The 25,311-nt window shown below is 40.0% G+C and carries 19 protein-coding genes; 6 read left to right on the plus strand and 13 right to left on the minus strand.

Going from position 1 to position 25,311, the window contains the following annotated elements; all coding sequences use genetic code 11:
• Position 1: 1 nt before the first annotated feature.
• The 7 genes from IPJ16_14080 to IPJ16_14110 form a co-directional block, all read right to left on the minus strand.
• The gene (locus tag IPJ16_14080; protein MBK7628300.1) at positions 2-727 is read right to left on the minus strand and encodes a nucleoside deaminase; all 726 of its coding nucleotides are present in this window, start codon (positions 725-727) and stop codon (positions 2-4) included.
• A gap of 146 nt (positions 728-873) precedes the next feature.
• Positions 874-1,530 (minus strand): hypothetical protein, encoded by a 657-nt coding sequence (locus tag IPJ16_14085; protein ID MBK7628301.1) that lies wholly within the window; start codon positions 1,528-1,530, stop codon positions 874-876.
• A gap of 28 nt (positions 1,531-1,558) precedes the next feature.
• Positions 1,559-3,679 carry a hypothetical protein gene (locus tag IPJ16_14090; protein ID MBK7628302.1) on the minus strand — a complete coding sequence of 707 codons (2,121 nt, stop codon included), beginning with the start codon at positions 3,677-3,679 and terminating at the stop codon, positions 1,559-1,561.
• Between the two features lie 7 nt (positions 3,680-3,686).
• Positions 3,687-5,183, minus strand: coding sequence for a caspase family protein (locus IPJ16_14095; protein ID MBK7628303.1), 1,497 nt, complete (start codon positions 5,181-5,183; stop codon positions 3,687-3,689).
• A 26-nt stretch (positions 5,184-5,209) separates the two neighbouring features.
• On the minus strand, positions 5,210-6,010 hold the full coding sequence (locus tag IPJ16_14100) for a hypothetical protein (GenBank protein ID MBK7628304.1): 801 nt from the start codon (positions 6,008-6,010) through the stop codon (positions 5,210-5,212).
• A 180-nt stretch (positions 6,011-6,190) separates the two neighbouring features.
• Positions 6,191-7,036: a hypothetical protein gene (locus IPJ16_14105; protein ID MBK7628305.1), complete on the minus strand. Its 846-nt coding sequence runs from the start codon at positions 7,034-7,036 to the stop codon at positions 6,191-6,193.
• Positions 7,037-7,060: 24 nt separating this feature from the next.
• Positions 7,061-7,921: a hypothetical protein gene (locus IPJ16_14110; GenBank protein ID MBK7628306.1), complete on the minus strand. Its 861-nt coding sequence runs from the start codon at positions 7,919-7,921 to the stop codon at positions 7,061-7,063.
• A gap of 158 nt (positions 7,922-8,079) precedes the next feature.
• Here IPJ16_14110 and IPJ16_14115 point away from each other — a divergent pair, with 158 nt between their 5' ends.
• Positions 8,080-9,207: an NAD(P)/FAD-dependent oxidoreductase gene (locus IPJ16_14115; GenBank protein MBK7628307.1), complete on the plus strand. Its 1,128-nt coding sequence runs from the start codon at positions 8,080-8,082 to the stop codon at positions 9,205-9,207.
• A 59-nt stretch (positions 9,208-9,266) separates the two neighbouring features.
• The gene (locus tag IPJ16_14120; protein MBK7628308.1) at positions 9,267-10,103 is read left to right on the plus strand and encodes a class I SAM-dependent methyltransferase; all 837 of its coding nucleotides are present in this window, start codon (positions 9,267-9,269) and stop codon (positions 10,101-10,103) included.
• Here the strand turns inward: IPJ16_14120 and uvrB are convergent.
• The 3 genes from uvrB to IPJ16_14135 all read right to left on the minus strand — a co-directional run bounded on the left by uvrB (position 10,100) and on the right by IPJ16_14135 (position 14,641).
• Positions 10,100-12,115 (minus strand): excinuclease ABC subunit UvrB, encoded by a 2,016-nt coding sequence (gene uvrB / locus IPJ16_14125; GenBank protein ID MBK7628309.1) that lies wholly within the window; start codon positions 12,113-12,115, stop codon positions 10,100-10,102. The genes IPJ16_14120 and uvrB overlap by 4 nt on opposite strands.
• A gap of 82 nt (positions 12,116-12,197) precedes the next feature.
• Positions 12,198-13,058 carry a sigma-70 family RNA polymerase sigma factor gene (locus tag IPJ16_14130; protein ID MBK7628310.1) on the minus strand — a complete coding sequence of 287 codons (861 nt, stop codon included), beginning with the start codon at positions 13,056-13,058 and terminating at the stop codon, positions 12,198-12,200.
• 134 nt (positions 13,059-13,192) lie between these two features.
• Positions 13,193-14,641 (minus strand): trypsin-like peptidase domain-containing protein, encoded by a 1,449-nt coding sequence (locus IPJ16_14135; GenBank protein ID MBK7628311.1) that lies wholly within the window; start codon positions 14,639-14,641, stop codon positions 13,193-13,195.
• A 402-nt stretch (positions 14,642-15,043) separates the two neighbouring features.
• On the opposite strand from IPJ16_14135, the gene IPJ16_14140 reads away from it, so the two are divergent.
• The 4 genes from IPJ16_14140 (at position 15,044) to IPJ16_14155 (ending at position 19,822) form a co-directional block, all read left to right on the plus strand.
• Positions 15,044-16,144 (plus strand): S9 family peptidase, encoded by a 1,101-nt coding sequence (locus IPJ16_14140; GenBank protein MBK7628312.1) that lies wholly within the window; start codon positions 15,044-15,046, stop codon positions 16,142-16,144.
• 99 nt (positions 16,145-16,243) lie between these two features.
• Entirely contained in the window at positions 16,244-17,275 is a 1,032-nt protein-coding gene (gene rlmN, locus IPJ16_14145) for a 23S rRNA (adenine(2503)-C(2))-methyltransferase RlmN (GenBank protein MBK7628313.1), read from the plus strand.
• Between the two features lie 2 nt (positions 17,276-17,277).
• Entirely contained in the window at positions 17,278-18,714 is a 1,437-nt protein-coding gene (gene dacB / locus IPJ16_14150; protein ID MBK7628314.1) for a D-alanyl-D-alanine carboxypeptidase/D-alanyl-D-alanine-endopeptidase, read from the plus strand.
• Entirely contained in the window at positions 18,707-19,822 is a 1,116-nt protein-coding gene (locus tag IPJ16_14155; GenBank protein ID MBK7628315.1) for a DUF362 domain-containing protein, read from the plus strand. The genes dacB and IPJ16_14155 overlap by 8 nt, the downstream gene beginning before the upstream one ends.
• A gap of 103 nt (positions 19,823-19,925) precedes the next feature.
• Here the strand turns inward: IPJ16_14155 and IPJ16_14160 are convergent, their stop codons facing one another.
• The 3 genes from IPJ16_14160 to IPJ16_14170 form a co-directional block, all read right to left on the minus strand.
• Complete coding sequence (locus IPJ16_14160; GenBank protein ID MBK7628316.1) at positions 19,926-21,329, minus strand: M20/M25/M40 family metallo-hydrolase; 1,404 nt, start codon at positions 21,327-21,329, stop codon at positions 19,926-19,928.
• Entirely contained in the window at positions 21,301-23,271 is a 1,971-nt protein-coding gene (gyrB, locus tag IPJ16_14165) for a DNA topoisomerase (ATP-hydrolyzing) subunit B (protein MBK7628317.1), read from the minus strand. The genes IPJ16_14160 and gyrB overlap by 29 nt, the downstream gene beginning before the upstream one ends.
• A 274-nt stretch (positions 23,272-23,545) precedes the next feature.
• The gene (locus IPJ16_14170) at positions 23,546-25,270 is read right to left on the minus strand and encodes a hypothetical protein (protein ID MBK7628318.1); all 1,725 of its coding nucleotides are present in this window, start codon (positions 25,268-25,270) and stop codon (positions 23,546-23,548) included.
• Between the last annotated feature and the right edge of the window lie 41 nt (positions 25,271-25,311).

The raw sequence follows: 25,311 nt of genomic DNA on the forward strand, positions 1-25,311 counted from the left end.
ATTAATGCGGTCCTCTGTTATCCAGCAGGTATGAGTAGAATAAAAGGTGAGATAACTTCTGCATTATCGGAGAACAATCGCCAAGGCTTACTTTACGTTTAAGAGCCATCTCTTTCCATGCCGGAGGGAGAAAATCTGTCCGGCTTACCATTCCGTCATCCGGTCCCGGGGTGCAATACTTAGTGTCAGCCCCTGCAGTATTTATCCTTATATAACACATAGGACATGGTTCTGCGGAACTGAATACAACCAATCCGGGTCTGTAAATATAGATATTAACATACTGCTTTGCCAGTCTGCTTTCTTCGAAATTTGTAAGTAATGTCATCTCAGCATGAAGATCTGATCTGTGTTTCTGTATCTGGCTATTATGTGCAGCAGCAATAATCTTTCCATCCTGATTAATTAGTACGGATCCTATACCATAACCACCCTGCATACAACTCTTTAATGCCTGAATGTTGGCAGCTTTGGCATAAATGTCATCACTGAACTCAGCCTCGGGCTGAAATGCTACAAGAAAAGTCTGAATCTTCTGAAAAATAACATTAACCGGATCATCACTCTTTATTCCCAACTGCAGGTCAACAAGTTTACTTATAACCTCCTCCCGGCTTCTGGTAACAAAATAGCCCGGATCAACCTGATTATTAGTAGATTTACCTTGCTGTGCATTTAACTGGAAGACCAGTATAATTAAACAGACAAATGTTAGAGATCGTTTCATACTCATAAATTATTACCTTATCCGGGAATATTTATATCCAATAGCATAAAATTAATAATTATCCTGAGAATACTATGCTCTAAATACAAAAAATCAGAATAGCTAAATATATTAAATTGTCAGTAATGCAGAATCAGACGATCCTGCTATTTGATAATTTCGTTGTAATACCATGTAAGTTTCACAATATCAGACTGACGTGAAAACTTAATCTTGCTGTCTTTTATATATTTTTTTAACTCTTCCTCCTTATCCGGGAAAAGCTTTAGAAACTGTCTTTCGTTAATGAAACTGGAATATTCTTTACCTGCTCTGATCCAATAGACAGGATTGATTTGAACCTTAAAATCTTTGGGAAGCTTAAGATTATAATAACCGGTTGACAGTTCCACTCCACTAAGCTGTTTAGTGCTGGAGACCTGAGATGTACCACCATATCCGGCAGGCGCTCCGGGAGGTGCTACCGATCCTGTATGCTGTACAAAGAGTGAAACGGGAGCTTCAAGCAAAACTTCGAAGAAAACCTTTCCGGAAGGAACAAACTTGCTCTTTTGAACATATACAGTATCAATCAGTTCTGCATTTGTTATATCATACAGGTCCTTACCATTCTCGTATACCATTTTTTCAGTTACGATATTATAGTTAAGTATGCTATTCTGTACCTGACCGTTCTTCATTCTTACACTTCCCATTGTAAACTCCTGAAACAAGAACTGAGGCATTGAACCATCTGCTGTTGTCTGGGCATTAGCCGGAAAGAAGATGACTACCAGTAAAAACAGGATTATTGATTTTTTCATATTATCTGAAATTAGATTTTACTGTTATTTATTTAACATAAGAATTCAGTTTTTCCCACTGAACATTCCACTTTTTATTATGAGGAAACTGATCATTTACACACATTGAAGCAACTGCAGTGAGCAGACCGCCATTTCCGGGCAAATATATTGACAGTCTGGCATCCTGATAATTATGGCCGTTTAAAAGATACCTGTTTTTAGGCGCTTCCATCATAAGGAAATCAATAGCCTGTTCTCCTCTTCCGATTGAGGCGGCCGACATGGCAAGCATCGGGAAATCCCAACCCCATGTTGATTTCCAGTTCCACTTTCGCAAAATTGTATCGAGAGAATTTCCAAGAATATCTTTATTTACCATCCTTGTTTCGGGAAGTACTCCCGAGATTCCTGATACTATGGGGTGGTCGCTCATATATCTCGGATTTTCATATGAATCCTTTGTATCTTCCGAACAAAGGTACAGACCATCCTGAACTGCCAGACCTGAGATCTTTTCAGTTATGTCATTCCATAAAGGAACTGGTTCAAGTCCCAGCCTGGCTCTCCATTTTTGAGCTGTTTTCAATCCCCAGTACCAGTAAACAAGTTCAAATGCCGGGTTAACGGTTGTCTCAAGTTTAAGACTCTCCTGGGCAGGAATCAAAACCGGACCCAGAACATATCTGTTAGCGGTGCTGTCAAACCAGGCATATGAGGCCATAAATTCAGCTGTTTCAAAAACAAGTTTATTGTATTTTTGGAGAATCTCATTTTTGTCAGCGGCATTTTCATAGAGCAGTTCCGAATAGAAAATCGGATGTGGCTGCTGCCAGATCAGGTAAGTGCCAACATTACTTGGACTCTCCCTCCCGTCAGGGCCAACCATTTTAGGCCATCTTACGCCCTTATAACCCTGATGTTCAGCTGTTGACTTTGCTTTATCATAGATATCAAAATAATATTGCATCTGTTTCTCAAGAATATCCGCGCGGTTCCACATAGCAAAATGAACTCCATGCCACCAGTGCATTTCAAGGTGAAATTTCCCATACCAGCTGTTATAGGTTAGTCCGGTTTCAGCAGGTGTCAACTTACCGCTGCACTGGATTCTGGTAAGGTATTGAGAAAGTATTACCCTCCTTTCAAGTTCCATTGCCCTTGGATCGGTGCATTCTGAGAAATCAACCGCACCTCCCGACATCCAGAAATCATTCCAGCTTTTATTGCTTTCTGTTTGTACTTCTTCAAAGGATCTGACATATCCTGTTCCGGGTTCAGTAAAAAAATGGCATGAGAACGTAAAAACAGAATCAGTCGCCTGCGGCTCAATAAAATAAATATGTTCAGGACCCTCTATTAAGTTGCCGCTGCTTCTGTTAAACAGAACATTATAACTATCTCTGTCCTGACTTCTTCTGAAAACCGAAATATTATTCGAGTCTGTTACCAGCTTAGTTTTATGTTTCTCAGGTGATAAGAAATTATAACCGCTCCAGGCCGGGTTAGCTGCCGGGAAGTTCAGTTTTATTTTCAGCCGGCCTTTTGTAATAAGTCCCGAGACGATCCTGACTGAAACCATATCATAATCCGGATGGCAAACAGTAATCAGATGAACAGGTTCACCCTCTATCTCAAATCTGCTTTCTATTTCACCTTTCCAGAGGTTTAATCTCTGCATCGGGTTTATAATATCATTAATTGTAATTTCAGCTCCATCCTCCTTAACTATATGAAGGCCTATGAGGCCAAGCTGGATCCTGTGAGGATTAGCTCTCAGCCATTCGGAAGCTGCTGCTTTCTGTTCATCCTCACTGGCTTTGAACTGATTAACATAATCAACTTGTCTTCCGTGAACGTCATAACTCTTATATACATCTTCCAATTGGAAATTTTCGGGATTCTCTCCTGTATGCCAGCCCCAGTTAGACATGGTGCCGAGAGGAATACCCTTTGCATATGATTCAGGAAAGGTTTGTAAACCGGTTATATCAACCGTAAATGCAAATTCACCATTGCCTACAGAGAGTGAACTGAGACTGTCAATTACCGAATTTTCAATATTATGCCTGGTAACCAGGGCATAACGGTCGATATTTATATTTTCTGAACAGCAGATCAAAAATAAGAAGAGAACAGGCAGGACAAGATAAATTACCTTTTTTTTCATAATCTATCTAGTTCCCTGCTTTTCGTTTGATAAAGATAAAATCACCGCCCTCATCACCTACATTCTGAATAGTTCCAAACTGAGGAACTGTCTCACTATTACTCATAACGGCCATTCTCATCTTGGCAAATAACTCTTCTGCAGGAAGATAATCATTTGGATTCTCTTTAAGGTTTTTAATCAGATACTGAAAGAAAACACTCTTATCAGGAACTTCTTTTAAATAACCACTTGTAATAGCCTTGCGGCTATTTAGCTGATAGAGCATCTCAATAGCATATGTTGCAGAAAATGCTGCTCTGGTCTTAAAGATCCCACCGCTGAAACAGGCATCGGCAATAAGAAGGGTATGTTTTGTTTTTATAGCACCAAGGTAATTGGTAAGATCAGTATTGGGGATCCAGTTGACCGGATTATTTTTTGAAGCATCTTTTGGCAACCAGTATCCTACACCCATTCCTTCATCCCAGTAACCATGACCGGCATAGAATATCAGAAGGTTATCATTTGGAGTAACTAGTGATCTTAGTTCATGCAATTTACCAATTATGGCTGCTTTTGTTTCATTCTTAAGAAGAATAACGTTCTGAGGATCAAAGTTATAGTCTTTTGTAAGAGTGTTATATAACTCGGTTACATCCTTGACAGGTTCATCAAGTTCATTAATATTAGGATCATCATAACTCTGATTGCCTATTAGTAGGGCAAAATTACGGGCGGCATAAAAACTATATTCCACTGTAACTGTACTGCTAATTGTATCATCGACTGTAAATACCTCAATTTTAAGATCATTTAAACCCAGCTTAAGGGAAAGAGGTTCATCAACCTGGAAAGCACATTCTCCCTTTGAAACAATGCTGTTAGGCAGGAATCCGTTAACAAAGGTACCGTTTCGCGAAATCATTACTTTCTTAATTGGAGCGGTGGCTTTTACACAAGCCTGTAAAGTGAACTTATCACTTCCGGTTGTATAATTATCCTTTGCCGGAGAGGTAATATTGATAGAATACTTATTCACAGGTTTGGCAGGCACCGCAGCAACAGGCTCAGCTACAGGTTCTGTAATGGTTTGAGTTTGTCTCTCCGAGTAGAATTGAATTTTGGAGCTGTTAAGAGCCACATCAGTTGCCACAACTTTTATAGTGTTTTTTCCAAAAGCCTGTGGTATTTCTGCCAGGAACTGACCATCGGCGGCAACTTTTGCTTCAATCCCGTTTATCATCACAGCAAATATTCCTCCTGTATCCTCAACCTTGCCTTTAACAATCAAGGTTCTGGTTGCTGATTTGGTTAGCGAATCTGATGCCAGAACTGGAGATTCAAGTTTAATTACCGGCGGTACAACATCGGCCTGAGCCCGGCTCTGATCAGTAAATTTCTTCTGTTCGGTTCCGGTCCTTGAGATATTAAGTGTTTTTATACCTGATTTGCTTTCGGAAACTTGACTAAAGGCATTACTGAAAAGACTTAAAAATATAGCAATGAAGGCAATCTTTTTCATGACATTCTTATTTTAAGGAATAAAAGTTAAAATCTAATACCTGCACCAAAGTTAAAAAATGAGAAGCCATCTACTGGTAATGTAGTAGTACCAGTTGGTCTTTGAGCACTTGAAAAACCAGAATACAATGATAACCGTTTAAATCCAGCTACCAGACCCAGGTCAATTCCATATAAGAATTGATTTTTTGACACTCCGGTTTGACTAACTTCATTATTCGCAACTACAAAACCTGTCAATAGATGAAGCTGAAGATCTTTTGTGTTTACAAGTCGCTTTGTAAGATCTGCCATTATAGCAAAACCCTGATAGGTTGCGGAACTCTGGCTATATTTTCTGTTCCCAAATAAACCACTATAAGAAATTCCCCAGTTTCCCATAAAACCAATTCTGTATCCCAAAAGAAAATTTTGAGGTCCGACCAATCCGGCTGCCATCAGATATGTCCGCTTTTTCCTTATTCTCTGTGCTTCTGATCCAACAAGATCAGGCGAGCCCTTTAAAAGTTCAGCTTTTATTGAAAAATCAACTGTTTTTACTTCATCAACGTCCTTTAATACATCCCATAATACCAGGTAATTATCTCTTCCTCCTGTGACATTTTCTCCGAAATCTCCGGAAAGACTTTTTAGTCTTGACTCCAAACCACCATTTATTGAACAGAAAACAGTTATCCGGAAGACCTGATCAGGTGTAGAGTTTAGAATTTTGTAATTGATCTTGATAAGATCGCCTGATTGTTCGACCCTAATACTGTCTACTTTTTGGCTGTTAAGAATTGAAAATGTGCTTAACAGAATTGATAATACCAATAAAAATTTTCTCATCTAAGCAGGATTAATGTATTAAAAATGCAATTCAATAACCTTAATAAATAAAATTAATAGATCGAAAATAATCTCAAAATCTATATAAATGTAAATAATTAATTAAACCGACGGTTTAACATTTATACATATTTTGTTAATTCCGGCACTTACATCTTTTTTAAATCATCTCAAGGAAACCTAGAATTTTATTCCAAATCCCATATTAATAAACCTATGCGGACTTGCAATAACAACCTTCTCATCATTCTTCTCAAGTTGTTTCGGATCGAGGTGAGAATACATTAACGTTACCACTGCCTTTTTAACTTCAAATATCATTCCAACCTCAGGCCCGGTCATTCCCTGATTCCATAAAACCGGTGAAGGAGGGCCTGCAAAATAAACCATCAGATCATTGTTTCTTATGCCTCCGATCAGATGCATCCGGAAATTTTTAGTGTTAATGATCCGCTTGGTAAGATCAAGTCCAACAACCGGTGTCTCCTTTTTTCTATCTGTATTTGTGTTTTTGTATTGCTCCATGATCGGCATTTTACCATATAGCAATTGTCCTGAAAAACCAAAACTCCCCATATAGCCTATTCTTACCCCAGCTTGTGGTCCGGGGAAGGATGATGAAATCAAGATACTTAATCTGGCTCCTTTGAATAAGCCGTTACTACCTCTCAATTCTTCGGGTTTTACAGACAGATCTTTAACAAGTTCAGCTTTAATAAAGAATTCAGCTGATTTAAGTTCAGGAATATCTTTTAAAACATCCCAAATGATCATATAATCTGAACGTCCTCCAATTATGTTCTCTCCAAAATCACCAACAATGCTGTTCATCTGCGATTTCAGACCGCCGTCAATTGAACAAAGAGCGGAGACTCTGAAAACCTGATTTGGATTCGAATTGAGTATTTTATAATGAATTTTAATGAAATCACCTGACTGCTCTACCTTTATACTGTCAATTTTCTGAGCTGCCAGATAGCCGGAAAAGAATAAAAACGATGATAAAATAATTAAAACCCTTTTCATATTTTAATTATTGTAAAGGACTATCTAAAAGCGCACTCCAATAGTGGAGGTAAAATAATTCAGAGGAGAAACAGCTTCCCAGTCACCCATTTTCTCGACCCGACCTGGATCAAAATGAGTTACCAGGAAAGAGAAAGCGATATGTTTAACTCCAAAAACCAATCCAATTTCCGGTCCGTATACTTTCTGTGGCTGAATAGGATTAACCGACGCCCCCGGAGAAATAAATGCAATACGGGTTTTCTGTATTCCAGCCATCAGATGCATCTGAAAACCGTTTTGATTAACAATTCTTTTAGTAATGTCAAGACTCATCGCATTCTCTTTCGGTGGATTATAAGAACTAAAAACCGGGTTTCCTCCCGGATCATTCACAGCTATTTTCCCCCTGACAAACTGAGCGGATATGCCGAAACTACCCATTATCCCTACCCTGAAACCCACTTTGGGTCCTGAAGGGGCCTCTGCTGCCAGCATAATATTAATCCATTTTTTAGACCACTTTTCAGTAAGAGCATTATTCCTATTTCCTTGATTATTAACGGTATTAAGATCTTTAACCAACTCAGCTCTCACTATAAATTCGGCCGAGTTGAGTTCTGCAACATCCTTAAGAACATCCCATACCACAAAATACTCTTCTTTCCCTCCGACCACATTATCCCCGGTATCGCCTGAAACACTTTTGATTTCAGTATTTAATCCGCCATTTATAGCACACAAAACCCTTACCCTGAAAAGCTGATCGGAATTGGAATTGAGGATTTTATAGCGAATTTTAATAAAATCTCCGGTCTGTTCAACGTTGATGCTGTCAACTTTTTGAGCTGAGACAAACTGAATTGAACATAAAAATAAAACCAAAAGGAGGGTAATTCTTTTCATAAATGAATCTGACTATTTAAAAATATTAATGAGGTTCCCAACCAGGATAAAACTGTCAGTAGATGTAAATATAATATTCATAGTTTAATATATCAAAGGGTTTTTGACTTATTTTTACTCAGGTCAACAGAGGTTAAAACATATACCTGAAGGTACAAATGAATGATGCTGAAATTACTATAATCGGGGCTGGGGTCATTGGTCTGGCTATAGCTGAGAAACTATCTGCAGCCCATAAAAATCTTTTTCTGATCGAGAAACACCCCACTTTCGGACAGGAAACAAGTTCAAGAAACAGTGAAGTAATACACGCCGGAATCTACTATACGAAAGATAGTTTGAAATCAAAACTATGTGTAGAAGGGAAAAACCTGTTATATGACTTCTGCAGGAGATATGACCTGCCCTTCAATAATTGCGGTAAACTAATTGTTGCCACCTCAGATGAGGAGATCTCTGTTATTGAAGGTATCAGGCAAACAGCTATCAGAAACGGCGTCAATGATTTGCAGGTGTTAGACAAACATCAGATAGCAGAGCTGGAACCAAATATCTTCGCCCTCAAGGCACTCTTCTCTCCTTCCACCGGTATAATTGATTCCCATTCGCTGATGAAACAATTTGAAACGAATACAATCAATAACGGAGGGCAGATAGTATATGGCAGCGAAGTGACCGGAATAAAAAAGATCGATGGAGGATTTGAGATTTCGCTACTTGACGCAGACAAGCAGGATTACACCTTCACTTCAGGAATAGTAATTAATTCTGCCGGACTTACAGCTGACAAGATTTCCGAAATGGTTGGAATTGAAGATAACAACCTCAAAATTCATTTCTGCAAAGGAGAGTATTTCAGAATAAATCCTCCAAAAAACAGGTTAATTAAAAGACTTGTCTATCCTGTTCCGCATCATAATATGGAAGGTATTGGCATACATATTACAATTGATATGGGTGGCGGAGTTAAACTTGGACCTGATGTAAAGTACCTTGAATTAAATACATACGATTACAAACTGACGCCTTCAAAACAAGAGGCATTTTTCAAATCGGCAAAGAAATTCCTTCCATTTCTCGAATTCGATGATATTGCTCCCGAAATGGCGGGTATTCGTCCAAAGACACAGAAACCAGGTGAGGATCAACGCGATTTTTATATTGAAGAAGAAAGTAAAAGAGGATACCCCGGGTTTATTAATCTCATCGGAATGGAATCACCCGGATTAACCTCATCCATTGCAATCGCAAAATATGTGAATAATCTGATTAATAATACAATATAAATTTCATAAATTTAATCCCTGCTAATCAAATCCGTTACAACCGTGAAAGGAGGCTTACTATGAAAATGACAACTCTTACCAGAAAGTTCTTTACGCTATGGTTGCTCTCATCAGCTTTTCTGTTGGCTGCTGCTCAATCAGGTAATCAGACTACTGAATTCAAACCTCAGATCGGACAGGAAGGTAAGGATGTAATCTGGGTACCAACTCCTGATGAGCTGGTTAATAAAATGCTTGAAATAGCGGAGGTTACTTCAAAAGATATTGTCATTGATCTTGGTTCGGGTGATGGCCGGACAGTAATTGCAGCAGCAAAGCTTGGAGCTAAAGCTATTGGTATTGAATTCAATCCCGATATGGTTGCTCTGTCAATAAAGAAGGCCGTGGAGGCTGGAGTTAAAGATAAAGCCACTTTCCTGCAGACTGATCTTTTTGAGTACGACCTTTCAAAAGCCACAGTAATAACAATGTTCCTTTTGCCTGATATAAACCTCAGGTTAAGGCCCAAGCTGCTCAACCTCAAGCCCGGAACTAGAGTTGTTTCCAATACTTTTACAATGGGTGACTGGGAGCCCGATTATGAAGTAACCACAAATGATGAATCATCAAGCTGGTATACAGCATTAATGTGGATCGTTCCGGCTAAAATTGAAGGCACATGGAAACTAAGTACCGGAGAACTTGTTATCCGTCAGGAATTTCAGATGTTCTACGGCGACCTGAAAAATGATAAAAAAACCTCTTCACTTTCAGAAGGAAGGATTACCGGTGATACAATCAAATTTAGAATTAACGGAGATCAGTATACCGGTAAAGTAACAGCAAATAAAATAGAAGGTACAGTTACGAGGAACGGCAATACAAGTGAGTGGTCGGCTACACGTGTTGAAAATTAATATTTGGATCTTAACAGTTTCTGAAGATCCGCCAACTCATCCCTGTATCTGGCAGCTTCAACAAAATCGAGTTCTGAAGCAGCTTTTTCCATACTTTTTCGCGTCTTTTCAATAGCTTTTTCAAGAGCTTCACTGTTCATGTATTTTATAACAGGATCAGCTGCCACATCCGGACGGTCAGGTTCTATGTAAGCTTTAGAGGCGGCGCCTTTCCTACCCAATCCGCTGAGAGCAGAACCTGCTTTCCTGAAAATCTGTGTAGGAGTTATACCCATCTCCTCATTGTATTTCATCTGTTTGCTCCTCCTTCTCTCAGTCTCATCTATTGTCTGTTTCATGCTTCGGGTAACATTATCAGCATACATTATAACCTTGCCATTGAGGTTACGTGCTGCTCGTCCAGCTGTTTGCGTGAGAGAGCGTGATGATCTCAGAAATCCTTCTTTATCCGCATCCAGAATCGCAACAAGAGATACTTCCGGAAGGTCCAGTCCCTCCCTGAGCAGATTGACCCCTACCAGAACATCAATAGACCCGTTCCTGAGAGCCTCCATGATATCTATCCTGTCCAGGGTATCTATATCTGAGTGGATATAACTGCACTTGATATTATACCTGATAAGATAGGAAGAGAGTTCCTCTGCCATTCTCTTAGTTATTGTTGTAACAAGTACCCTCTCTCCTGCTGCGGAGCGCGATCGGATCTCTCCCATCAGATCATCTATCTGGTTGAGGCTCGGACGTATCTCAATGGGCGGATCAAGCAGTCCTGTTGGCCTGATAACCTGGTCGACAAAAACGCCTTCGCTCTTTTCCAGTTCATAGTCGGCAGGTGTGGCACTGACAAAAATTGTTTGTCCCGTGAGTGATTCGAATTCTTCTATCCGCATGGGTCTGTTATCAAGGGCAGCGGGCAATCTGAATCCATATTCAACAAGTGTCTCCTTTCGTGACCGGTCACCTCCGAACATAGCTCTTATCTGAGGCAGGCTGACATGACTTTCATCTATAACAGTAATAAAATTATCAGGGAAATAATCCAGCAGACAGAATGGTCTTGTGCCGGGTTTTCTGCCGTCGAAATATCTCGAATAGTTCTCAATACCACTGCAATATCCGAGTTCCTTTATCATCTCAAGATCATACAGCACTCTTTGCTCAAGTCTTTTTGCTTCCTCTTTCTTTCCAATCTCATTGAAATGAGCTGTCTGAAGCATCATATCATCCTGAATTTCACTTACTGCGAGATTTATTCTCTCCCTGGTAGTGACGAAAATATTTGCAGGGTAGATTATATATTCATTAAGAAAATCAAGCCGGTGACTGTCAATCGGGTCGAAGGTGTTGATCTCTTCAATCTGGTCTCCAAAAAATATCACTCTTACAGCGATGTCGGCATATGCAGGAAAAATGTCAACAGTATCACCTCTTACCCTGAATGTCCCGTGTTTGAATTCCATCTCATTGCGTGAATAGAGACTATCAACAAGTTTTCTCAGGAAGAAATTGCGTGCGATATTCTGACCTTTCCTTATATGAACAGTATTAGAATGGAAATCCTCAGGATTTCCGATGCCATAGATACATGAAACTGAGGAGACTACTATCACATCTCTTCGACCTGAAAGCAATGATGATGTGGCACTTAGACGCAGTTTTTCGATTTCCTCGTTTATTGAAAGGTCTTTTTCAATATATGTATCTGAAACAGGAAGATATGCTTCAGGCTGGTAATAATCATAATATGAAACAAAGTACTCAACACGGTTTTCAGGGAAGAACTGTTTGAATTCACCATAAAGCTGAGCAGCAAGAGTTTTATTATGGCTCAGCACCAGAACCGGGCGGTTAACCTGATCAATGACATTGGCAATGGTAAATGTCTTACCTGATCCTGTTACTCCAAGAAGAGTCTGGAACGGTACTCCATCATTAAGTCCCTTAACAAGTTGTTTTATTGCTTCCGGCTGGTCGCCTGTTGGTTGAAAATCGGAAACTAATTTGAAATCCATATTATATCCTCATTGAAAAGAAAACAAAATTACAAAAAAAGGCGCCTTTCACAGCGCCTTTTCTATAGTAATAATGGTATATCTAACCCAGATATCCCTTCAATAATCTGCTACGTGATGTGTGTCTGAGCCTCCTGATTGCCTTTTCCTTGATCTGGCGGACTCTTTCACGGGTAAGACCGAATTTTTCACCGATCTCTTCGAGTGTCATTTCCTGACAACCTATTCCAAAGAAGAATCTGATAATATCTCTTTCTCTTTCGGTAAGAGTTGCAAGCGCCCTGTAGATCTCTCTTGAGAGAGATTCATCCATGAGAAGCTTGTCAGCTACCGGTGAATCAGAGTTTGTAAGTACATCAAGCAGACTGTTGTCTTCACCTTCAATAAAAGGGGCATCAACAGATACATGACGTCCTGAAACTTTGAGAGTATCAGTAACTTTTTCCTTAGGAAGCTCAAGAACATCAGCTAGTTCCTCAGGTGAAGGAGTACGTTCGTTCTCCTGTTCAAATTTTGAGAAAGCCTTATTTATTTTATTGAGTGAACCTACCTGGTTAAGAGGTAACCTGACGATTCTTGATTGTTCAGCCAGAGCCTGAAGGATTGACTGCCGTATCCACCATACAGCATACGAGATAAACTTGAATCCACGTGTTTCATCAAATTTCTCTGCAGCCTTAATCAGGCCCAGGTTTCCTTCATTGATTAAATCGGGAAGGCTAAGTCCTTGGTTCTGATACTGTTTTGCAACAGATACAACAAAACGCAGGTTAGCTTTGGTGAGTTTCTCAAGAGCAGCTCTGTCGCCTTTCTTTATACGCTGAGCCAATTCAACTTCTTCTTCTACCGATATCAACTCCTCTTTACCAATCTCCTGTAAATACTTGTCGAGTGAAGCACTCTCCCTGTTCGTTATGGATTTGGTAATCTTTAGTTGTCTCATTATGCCTCCGAAAAAATTTCCGCAAAGATATTGCTTTATTTATCTATAAACAAATATAATTCACTATTGTTGTTCAAAGGGGATTTAATATTTTAAATCCCCTTATTATCAACAACTTATGTAATTGATGATTTTTAATTCCCGAATTGGTAATTTAAGATTCCTCCATCCGGCTGAATACCTCCTATTGACCTGAGCGTCTTTTCGTTATTTGTAGCCTGAAGAACATCGTCAGCAGAATTTACCTTTTTGCCGTTCACACTGGTAATAATATAACCCTTTGGCATACCAAAATCCTTGAATTTTCCATCTTTCAGCTCTACCACTTTTACACCTGATTCTATTCTGTAATTACGTTTATCGGCTGAAGTTATCGGTTCCAGTCTGGCTCCATAGATAATATTATCTGTCATATCTGATGTTACCACACTGGTTGTGCCTGCTGCGTTCTTAAGTACAATAGGAATTGTAACCTCTTTACCATTTCTTAAATAAGTAACGGTAGCTTTATCACCAGGACGATGTTTTCCAACCTGTTCCTGCAATTCAGAAGTGGTATTAACCTGCTTGTTATCAAATTTAATAATTACATCATTTACTTTCATATTAGCTTCTTCAGCAGAGCCTCCTGCAATAATGCCTGTTACAAGAATGCCTTTAACTTCATTAAGATTTTGTTTTTCAGCATCTTCTGACTCGACATCTCTAATATTAACACCGATAATAGCTCGCTGAACCTCACCGAATTCTTTCAGATCATCAACAATCTTTTTAACGATCGACACAGGTATTGCAAATGAATTCCCAGCATATGCGCCATTGGGAGAATAAATTGCAGATGTTATTCCCACAAGTAATCCCTTTGTATTTACCAGAGCACCTCCGCTATTTCCCATATTCAGTGCAGCATCAGTCTGGATGAATGATTCTATCCTGTAGTTTCCGCTATTGAGTCCAAGGCTCCTTCCTTTTGCACTTACAATACCTGCTGTTACAGTAGATGTAAGATTGAAGGGGTTACCTACAGCCAAAACCCATTCACCCAATCTAAGCTGTTCAGAGTCGCCGTACTTAATATACGGAAGATTATCTGCCTTCACTTTAAGCAGTGCGATGTCACTTCCCGGATCCCGACCGATAACTTCGGCAGTCAACGTTCTATTATCATTTAATTTAACGTCAACAGATTCGGCATCTTCAATAACATGGTTATTTGTGATTATATATCCATCGGCTGAAATAATCACACCTGATCCGAATCCCTGCACCTCTCTTGGTCTGGTATACCTGTCACCATAAAACCATTCCATAATTGGATTATCTGCCTGTCCGGCAACCATAGTTTTGGTTCGAACATGAACTACAGCATGAACAGTCTGCTCAGCTGCATAAGTAAAATCTATCTGTCCTTCCTGCATCTGCATCGAAGTCAGAAATGCCCTGGCGTTCTGAACGTCTACGCCCGAAGAGTCCTTAGTTACTACAACTGTTGGTTTATCAATTATCCTTGTGTAAGCAAAAAGTGCTATTGTAGCTCCAAGAAGAGCCATTACAAATCCTCCTAATAAATACTTTCCTTTCATATCTTCATGTTTTAAGTTTAACTGTCCTGTCTCTATACTTAATTTTTCAATTTTCATGCCTTAGCAAAAGATTAATATCTTTATAACCGATTTTACACGGTATTGTTTTACAAAGATCATGCATTTTTACATTGATAATCTAACATTTAACAACTCTTTAACAATGATTATTATTCAATTTAACAGATTTTAATAACTATTGCCTGATTCTCCGTTTAAGACAATCGAAATGTCAGTTTTAATCCAGATATGTATGTCAGTAGATTATTTTTGTCAGGACAATTTGACATTAAGGGTGAAGAATGAAAGGGAGAAAGGGAGAAGAGGAGATGAAAGCTCCGTGAAACTCAGTGATCTCCGTGTCTCTGTGGTAAAAAAGGATCTAAATAAACCTATTATATTATGAAAAAACTTATTTCAAATTTGTTCTTTATAGTAGTTTCAATTTTTGTTTCAGTCTCAGGACTATATGCCCAGCCTGGAAATACCGAGCTGATGCAGGAGATAAAAAGGATAAATTCCAACTTTGAAGATCTCAGCCATCAATTTGATATTCTTGGAAAAAAGATCGATGATGTACAGTGGTATAACAAAGTTGGAGATATTGCATTCATCGACAAAGTCTACATTACAGGTCCTCCTCTTGCCAAAGAGCGAAATCCGACAGGACAGGGAGCAGGAAATCCGGTAAAATTCTGGAATTATATCTTTATCCCGAAAGATGCTGATCCCTCAAAAAAATATCCTCTACTGGTATTTCCCCATGGAGGTGTACATGCCAACTTCGATACATATTATACCCATATAATCAGAGAAATGGTTTCTCAGGGATATATTGTAACCGCTGCAGAATACAGAGGATCTACAGGTTATGGAGCCGGAATGTACAACAATATTGACTACGGTGGCCTCGAGGTACAGGATGTGGATGCCAGCCGTCAGTATATGATCGATAATTATTCAATTGTTGATAAGGAGAGAGTCGGGATTATAGGCTGGAGCCATGGCGGATATATTGCACTATTCAACATTTTCGAGTACCCGGCTAACTATAAAGTAGCATTTACTGGAGTTCCGGTGAGCGACCTTATCGCTCGCATGGGCTATAAAAACCAGGAATACCGCGACCTTTTCTCAGAACAGCCACCGATAGGAAAACCGGCTGACCAGAATGTGGCAGAGTACCGGAAACGATCACCGGCATGGCAGACACAAAAATATCAGAACACACCCCTTCTTATTCATACAAATACCAATGATGAGGATGTCAATGTTCTTGAAGTGGAACATCTTATCAAGTCACTTAAAGCTGACGGCAAAAAGAATTTTGAATATGAAATTTTTAAGGATATGCCCGGTGGACATTCATTTGACAGAATGGACTATATGGAAGCAAAGGAAATCAGAATGAAGATCTACAACCATCTGAACAAATACCTGACACCACCAAGGCCATTCAAGTCGTTGAAAGACCTGCAGAAAGCGGGTTACGGGTTTAATTAAATGAGGGGGAGAAAGAGAGAAAGTGAGAAAGGGAGAAGAGGAGATTTAACTCCGTGAAACTTTGTGTTCTCTGTGTCTCCGTGGTTAAATAACTAATTAATGATGCAAAAAGAAAGACTATACGGTAAGACATTAAACGAATTGATTGCAGTTGCAAAAAGGGTAGGTCTACCCGGATTTACTGCAAGGCAAATGGCTGACTGGCTCTACAAGAAAGAGATCCAGTCAATAGAGGAGATGACAAACCTTTCAAAAAAAACGAGGGAACAGCTATCTGCCGATTATGAAATAGGCCTCTATCCTCCCGTAAGCTCCTCAGAGAGTACAGACGGCACTAAAAAATACCTGTATAAAGTTCTGAATGACAAGTATATAGAAACAGCATATATTCCTGATACTGAGCGTGCTACAATTTGCGTTTCTTCACAGTCGGGATGTAAGATGGGCTGTGTCTTTTGCATGACAGGTAAGCAGGGATTCCAGGGAAACCTCACGTCAAATGAAATATTGAATCAGTTCAGGAGCCTCCCGGAATTCAAGAACTTAACCAATATGGTTTTTATGGGCATGGGTGAGCCACTCGATAATACAAATGAACTCCTCAAAACACTTGACATACTTACAAATGAGTGGGGCTATGGATGGAGTCCTACCAGAATCACAGTCAGTACAGTAGGATTAGTTGCCGGCATCAAAGAATTTCTTGAAAAAAGCAGGTGTCATCTGGCAGTAAGTCTGCACTCCCCTTTCGATGAAGAGAGACGGAAACTTATGCCAATTCAAAGGACTAATACAGTCGAAGAGGTACTCGATATCATCAGGAATTTTGAGATCAACAGTCAGCGAAGGATCTCATTTGAGTATATACTTTTTAAAGGATTAAACGACACTCCGCGTCATGTAAAAGAGCTGGCAAGAATACTCAACGGGATAAAATGCAGAATTAACATAATACGTTTTCATCAGATTCCTGGATCGGAGTTCCAGAGCCCCGACCTTGGAACGACAATAAATTTCAAGGAAGCGCTTAATGCCAAGGGAATCTTAACTACTATCAGGGCAAGCAGAGGTGTTGATATTCAGGCAGCCTGCGGATTATTGTCAACACTTGAGCAGAATAAACCGGCATAGAAATGTTGAAATATTTCATTACCCTCACTTTATTATTTTCCGGCCTGTGCTCCTACTCACAAAGGAACGCACTGGACAGGTTGCTTGCAGATTCATCAATGTTACATGCTTCTGTATCACTATTCATTGCTGACTCGGAAAACGGAAAAACGGTACTTGAATCTAATTCGGAAAAAAGCCTTACTCCTGCATCTGTTATGAAGCTTGTTACTACAGCAGCAGCAATTGAGTTACTGGGACCTCAATATACATTCAAAACAATTGTAGGCTATACGGGAGTATTAAATAAAAGGACCGGAAAACTTAAAGGGGATATTGTCATCCGGGGAGGAGGAGATCCTTGCCTGGGATCGCCATATTTTCCAGATTATTACAAAGATTTTTCTGACACATGGATAACTGAGATCAAAAAGCTTGGAATAAAAAAGATAGAAGGAAGAGTCATTACTGATGACTCATACTATGATTTTCAACCTGTTCCTGCGAAGTGGTTATGGGAAGATGCCGGAAACTATTACGGAGCAGGAGCATACGGACTTTCTGTTTTTGATAATACTTATGAGATCAGATTTATGACAAGTGCAGATTCGCAGCTGGTTGTAAAAGAAATCATACCGGATGAATGCAGAACAGAATTTTCAAACTGGCTTACGGCTGCCGGTACAGCAGATGAAGGTTACGTATTTGCCGCACCCTACAGTACAAATGGCTGGCTGGCAGGAACAATACCTGCAAACCTTGATGATTTTGTCCTGAAAGCATCTGTAGCTGATCCTCCGCGGCTTATTGCTAAAATGATTAACAATGAACTAACAGCATCGGGCATAGTTGTTTCAGAAGAACCAACAACCTTCAGACTGGAGCAGATAGCCACCAGGGAAAAGCTGGAACAGATTGCGGAAACCACCTCACCTCCGCTGTCAGAGATAATAGAAGTTCTAAATCATGAAAGCGTTAACCTGTATGCGGAACACCTGATTAAAGAACTTGGCAAAAAGTATTCAGGGAATGGTTCAACTGATGCCGGTGTTGAGGTTGTGAAAGGATTCCTGAGAAATTCCGGCATAGGCGAAGACGGAATGTTTATCGAGGATGGAAGTGGTTTATCTCCGGTGAACTCGATAACTGCCAAAGGATTAGCGGGCGTATTATATTATATGAAAAGATACGGAAAGTACTTTCCAGAGTACTATAACTCCCTGCCTGAAGCCGGGAAAGAGGGAACTCTGAAAAGCTACTTCAGGGATCCTGTTTTCGATACCAGATTAAAAGCAAAAAGCGGCTCAATGACAAGAGTAAGAAGTTATGCAGGCTACTTTACAACCATATCGGGAAAACAAATGATCTTCAGTATATTAATTAATAATTATACCGGTACATCCCGGCATTTAATTACCGGTATAGAGGAGATAATCAAAGAAACAATATTGAATGAATAAAAAGATAGCTGTCAGGAAGTGCAAAGAGTACAATCTCCATGATGTTTTTGATAACATTTCAGAGATTTACAGAATTACAGAGGGACCAGATGTAAAAGGCAAGCGAGTCCTTGTAAAACCTAATATCCTTACTGATGATGATCCTGCAAAATGCATCAGTACACATCCTGTGGTGGTTGAGGCTATGATTCGTTTTCTTCAGTCAAAAGGTGCTTCAGCGGTTATGGTTGGCGATTCGCCGGCAGTTCATACCCAGCGATTTAAAGGTGAAAAATCCGGAATCTCCAAAGTTTGTGAAACAACCGGGGCACAATGGGTTGATTTCACATTAAGTCCGGTTGAGAAAAAACTTAAAAAGCAAAAAATAAAAATTGCATCAGTCACCGGTGAGGTTGATCTTATTATCTCTGTTCCTAAATTCAAAAATCACGAACTGGTTTATTTCACAGGGGCAATTAAAAACACACTGGGACTTGTACCCGGATTCACCAAAGCGAAGCAACATGCACTGCATCAGGAAAGAAATAGTTTTGGTGAATTTCTTGTCGATCTGAATGAAATAGTTACTCCTGACTATTTTCTAATGGATGGCATAATGGCAATGGAAGGACCAGGTCCGGGGAGAGGGTTCCCAACAAATGTCGGACTCCTTTTAGGATCAACCAATCCGCTTGCACTCGACATTATTGCAACCAGGGTTGCAGGCTATGATCCTATGGTTATCCCGACTTCAAGAACTGCCCTTTTCAGAAAAATATGGCTTCAATCAGTTGAAGATATAGTTTATGATGGTCCTGAGATAGAATCAATTATAAAAGAAGGCTTCCTGAAAGTTCCTATTTCACACATTAACAACATCGCGTTTAAGTTTGTGATGCACAGGATTAGCTTCCTCAGAAAATTTGAGAGGAGACCTGTATTTATTCATGATAAGTGCACCGGTTGCCAGAAGTGTGTAAATATCTGTCCGGTTCAGGCAATCAAACCTCTTTCTTCAAATAAGAAATATATTGTTCTGACAGACAGCAAGTGCATCAGATGTTTCTGCTGCAGCGAAGTCTGCAATGATGATGCAGTGGAAATAAAAAGAAAAGTTTTCGGAGTTTAACTTTCTACGATGTAGTTATCACTCTGTGTCTCTCTGTGACTTCTCAGTGTCTCTCTGTGTCAGTTCTTTTAGTTCCACAGAGGAATCACAGAGAGCCACAGAGCTAGAAATCCATAAGATCTATGAGGTAAATCAGGGAAGCGATAGCAGCGCTGCCCATTTGTAATTCGCGGATGTTTACCTGTTCAAATGTATCGTTGGCGGAATGGTGATATGAAAAATATCGCTGTGTGTCAGGCATATAGCCAATCTGTAGTGCCCCAAGTGCTTTTAGCGGTCCGATATCAGAACCTCCGCCTCCTTTATCAAAATCACGTATATTATAAGGTATAAAGTATTTCGAAAGAGACTGCAGTTTCTCAAGCTTCATGCCATCCGTGTCAAATCCAAATCCGCGCGGACTCATAACACCACGATCAGATTCAAGAGCTGCATAATGATTTTCACCTTTCTTTTTTGCTTCTTCTGCATATGTTCTTCCGCCAGTTCCCGACATCTCCTCATTCATGAACATTACAGCCCTTATTGTCCGTTTTGGCCTGATTGCCAGTTTCTTAAAAATCCTTATCATCTCAATTGCCTGTACACAACCTCCGGCATCATCGTGTGCACCTTCAGTAATATCCCATGAATCAAGATGTCCACCGACTGTAATGAATTCATTTGGATTCTGCGAGCCTCTGATCTCACCTATGACATTATAAGACCAGGTATCGGGATTGTTTTTGCAGGTTGAGATCAGGCTTACTTTAAGTGATGGATCAGACCTGAGCCAGTTACTTAAAAGTTCTGCTCCTTTAGTTGAAATAGCTACAGCCGGAATTTTAGTTACACCTTCTTCATATCGCAATGCTCCTGTATGCGGGTAATCATCAAGAGCCTGGGTCGCTGAGCGGACTATTACGGCAATTGCTCCGAATTTTGAAGCTTCGGATGCTCCCTGAGTACGCTGATTAACAGCCCCTCCGTAACCTGAAAATGAATTGATTAACTTATTGTCAACTGGTCTGTTAAAGAAAACTATCTTCCCTTCAATCCTGTTCCGTCCAAGAACCTTCAACTCCTCAAAATCATGAACTTCAATAATCTCTGCAACCACCCCTTTTGAAGAAGTTCCAACGGACAGACCAAGAGCTGATATGGGGAGTACTTTTTTACCCTTAACCTTTGAAACTACAGTACATTTTTCTGTTCCGCGATCCCAGGAAGGTACAGATACCTTCTGCAGCCACACTGAATCGGCGCCTGCATCAATAAGAGCCTGCCTGGTGAATTCAACCGCCCTGGCGGCAGCAGGAGAACCATTTATCCTCCCGGGGGTTTTCTTACTCAGGTATTCAAGATTACTGTAAGCAGTATTATCAGATAAGGCCTCATCGAAGATTAAGCGAATAGTCTTATCAGGATCCTGACTTCTGCCGGAAAGTGAAGTCAGGATCAGTATCAGAATAAGAATATTTTTCTGCACTTTACAGATCTTAGACGTCAATCCTTGCGTATTTTGCATGGGTTTCGATGAACTCTCTTCTCGGAGGAACCTCATCTCCCATCAGCATCGAGAAGATATGATCTGCCTCAGCTGCACTCTCTATAGTCACCTGTCTGAGAGTCCTGGTTTCAGGGTTCATAGTTGTTGACCATAATTGTTCCGCGTTCATTTCACCGAGACCTTTGTATCGCTGAATACCTACAGAAGATTCTTTTCCCTGTCCCATTTCCTGCACGGCAGCTTCACGCTCTTCTTCGGTCCAGCAATAACGCTCAGACTTGCCTTTTTTAACAAGGTAGAGAGGTGGTGTGGCGATATAGATATTCCCGCCTTTGATAAGATCAATCATATACCTGAAAAAGAAAGTCATAATAAGGGTAGTGATATGAGATCCGTCAACGTCGGCATCAGTCATTATTATTATCTTATGATAACGTAATCCGCTCAGATTAAGAGCCTTGCTGTCTTCTTCTGTTCCTATATTGACACCAAGTGCAGTAAAGATATTCTTGATTTCTTCACTCTCATAAATCCTGTGCTGCATTGCTTTTTCAACATTGAGGATCTTACCTCTTAGTGGTAAAATAGCCTGAAAACGTCTGTCACGTCCCTGTTTTGCCGTGCCGCCTGCAGAATCACCCTCGACCAGATAGATTTCGCAATGTGCAGGATCCCTGTCGGCACAATCGGCCAGTTTACCTGGCAGTCCTGAGCCCGAAAGCACGTTTTTACGCTGTACCAGTTCTCTGGCTTTACGGGCAGCATGTCGTGCTGTAGCGGCAAGAATAACCTTCTGGACTATGATCCTTGCATCTTTCGGATTCTCCTCGAGATAGTTTGCCAGCATTGTGCTTACAGCCTGATCAACAGCTCCAATAACCTCAGAGTTACCAAGTTTTGTTTTTGTCTGGCCTTCAAACTGTGGTTCCTGGACTTTAACAGAGACTATAGCTGTGAGACCCTCACGGAAATCGTCACCATTGATATCAAATTTCAGTTTTGATGTTGCACCGGAGTCTTCGGCATATTTCTTAAGTGTGCGGGTTAGGCCCCTTCTGAAACCTGCAAGGTGAGTTCCTCCCTCAATAGTATTAATATTGTTTACATATGAATGCACATTTTCAGAGAAAGAGTTATTATACTGAAGGGCAATCTCAACCGGTATCTCAGTTTTGTCGTAGGTTATATGAATGACTTTTTCTATCAGTCTTTCACGGTTAGCATCAAGGTACTCTACAAACTCTTTAAGTCCTTGCTCAGAGTGAAAGATCTCACTGCGGGGCGAACCGCCATTTCCATCTTCAACAATCTCGCGCATATCCTTAATAGTGAGAACTATTCCTTTATTCAGGAATGCAAGCTCACGCAGACGTGCTGCAAGGATCTCGAAGTTGAATTCGGTTGTCTGAAATATTGTTCCGTCGGGTTTAAATGTAACAGATGTTCCCGATTTATCAGATTTGCCTGTGACTTCCACTGCTGTAACAGGTTTCCCTTTTGAGTACTCCTGCTGGAATACCTGACCCTCTCTCTGAATAACAACAGTCAGTTTATCTGACAGAGCGTTTACGCAGGAGACACCAACACCGTGAAGACCACCGGAGACCTTATATGAATCTTTGTCAAACTTACCACCGGCATGAAGGACTGTCATAACAACTTCAAGAGCTGATTTCTGCTCTTTCTCCATTATCCCGGTAGGTATGCCCCTTCCGTCATCATTTACAGTTACTGAGCCATTCTCATGTATAATTACCTCAATATTTGAACAATAGCCTGCAAGCGCCTCATCAATCGAGTTGTCAACAACCTCATATACAAGATGATGCAATCCTTTTATGCCAATATCACCAATGTACATTGCAGGTCTTTTTCTTACAGCCTCAAGTCCTTCGAGTACCTGAATATTATCTGCTGAATAATCTATACTGTCCTGCAATTTCTTTTCTTTCTCACTCATTATTCCTCTATTATTTAATCAACATATTTCTTTGCGTTGGGGTATCAGAACCAACTAAGTTTTTGTAGTTATAATGTACTGATTTTATGCATTTTAATTACATCTGCAAATATACGGATTTAAAACGGTTTTTCGTCAAAATAATTATGAAAATAATCCACAATTAGTGTTAAGAAATTAACAAAAGGAATCTTTTAATGTTTTGCCCCCTGCCCCCTAAAGGGGGTTCTAAATCCGGGTTTTTAATAAGCCCCCCTTCAGGGGGGTTGGGGGGCTAAAGACTATAAGTGAACCCTATCATACCGAGGAACCTCATTGAAGGGTAATAGGCCCACTCGTAATAGCGGTTGTATGATATGTTATTGAATCTAGCCCAGAATGAAAGAATCTTTGAATAACGGTATTCAGCACTCAGGTTAAGGTTAAAGTGAGCAGGAAATTCAAACTGGCTTACAGGGAATAATACATCAATTCCTATAAGATCGCCATTTACAATAACTTTTCTCTTCCCTTCTGCCGACAATTCCATTCCGGCAATAATTTTATCCTTCAGATTATACTTCAATCCAACAGATGCATCCCAGGAAGGCTTATTCCAGGCAGAAGCATTTTCTGCCAGCGTGTAGCGGTAAAAGTCACCCTTTGCACCATAAGATAATTTATCATTTATTTCTCCTGAAATCTCTGCATGCAGATTAAGAATCTCTGCCTCATCTGATATCGGAGAAAAATAGTTTCCCCTGCCTGAAATAAGGATTGTGTCCTTACAAACAGTATTTGTATAGAACAGCATGTCATCAACAAGAGAGTATGATGCTGATAACAGGTAGTTGCCACCCAGGCCTGAGTTTCCTTTCAGTCCAGCGAGTACTATTAGCTTATGGTCTGTATTCGGCAAAGTAAAAAGACTGCCATCCCTCAGGAGAAAAGGATTTTCAGATATTATTTTATACGGATCATTCTTCTCCATTTTGCCCGATAGTCCTGTAAAGAAACTTATATATGAAGGAACTATGTTGAATCCAAAGTTCATATCAGGATATATATGAAACTCAGGTGAATCAGTCATGTTTCTGTCAAGCAGGGCCTGGAAGCCAAGTTTGAAATTCCACTGTTCACTGCTCTTCTTTATAAAAGGGCTAACAGAGGCAATAAATTTAGGTTTGGTAAGGAACCTGTCAGAGATTCTGTCAAGATCGTATCCGATACCTGATCCCACATAAAATCCCTTATATGATTTTGCCATTATCCCGCTGAAGCCGGCATTATGCTGGAAGAGGTTTTTACCATTATAAAAAAAGTTATACCAGAGATCAAAATCGTAGGAGAAGTTACTGGAATCTGTTGTTAATGATGATAATGAAACCCTGGCACCCAGATTATTATAACCAAGTCTGATGTCTTTCTTTTCCGGAGAATAATTGAACAGGCTTGTATCGTATCCGTAAGCGTATCTGGTTTTCTGTGCAAGATCGATTGAACTTTCAAAGAGACTCTTTTTAAAAAATTTCCTTCCGAACAGGGATATCTCATTATCCATATAGCCGGCAAAAACCTTTTCTTCGTTCTGAAGCTTAACTTTACCGTTGGAGGAGAAATGACGTCCATAAAAACCCAGAGTACCTTTCTTAGACCGCTCATTTGTTATACTTATTTCTGCGAGCGGGGTAATATAATTGCCTAGACCGATATTCACATAGCTTTTATACAGCTTAGTGAGCGGATCGGGCAGAAGTGCAGCCGCTTTCAACGGGCTTACAGTATATGCAGGCAGGAATGGTTGTGAATTGACCTCATAGCGAAAATCAGGCTTCACCTTCATTGTATCATTCATATCCGGAAGAAAACTTCTCTTCTTTGATTCAGGAAGTGAAGGCTTATAGGGATTATAGAGAGTAACCTCCCTCTTGATAGTGGTCTCCTGCTTCTTTTCCTGAGCTGTGGCTGAAAAAACAGAGAATAGTATTAAGGCAGGTATAACCAGGTTTCTTTTTATCATATCAGAACAATTACTTTTCAATTTTCAATTATTTAATTGCT

It is taken from the genome of Bacteroidales bacterium (genome assembly GCA_016709865.1).
Classification (GTDB): Bacteria; Bacteroidota; Bacteroidia; order Bacteroidales; family VadinHA17; genus LD21.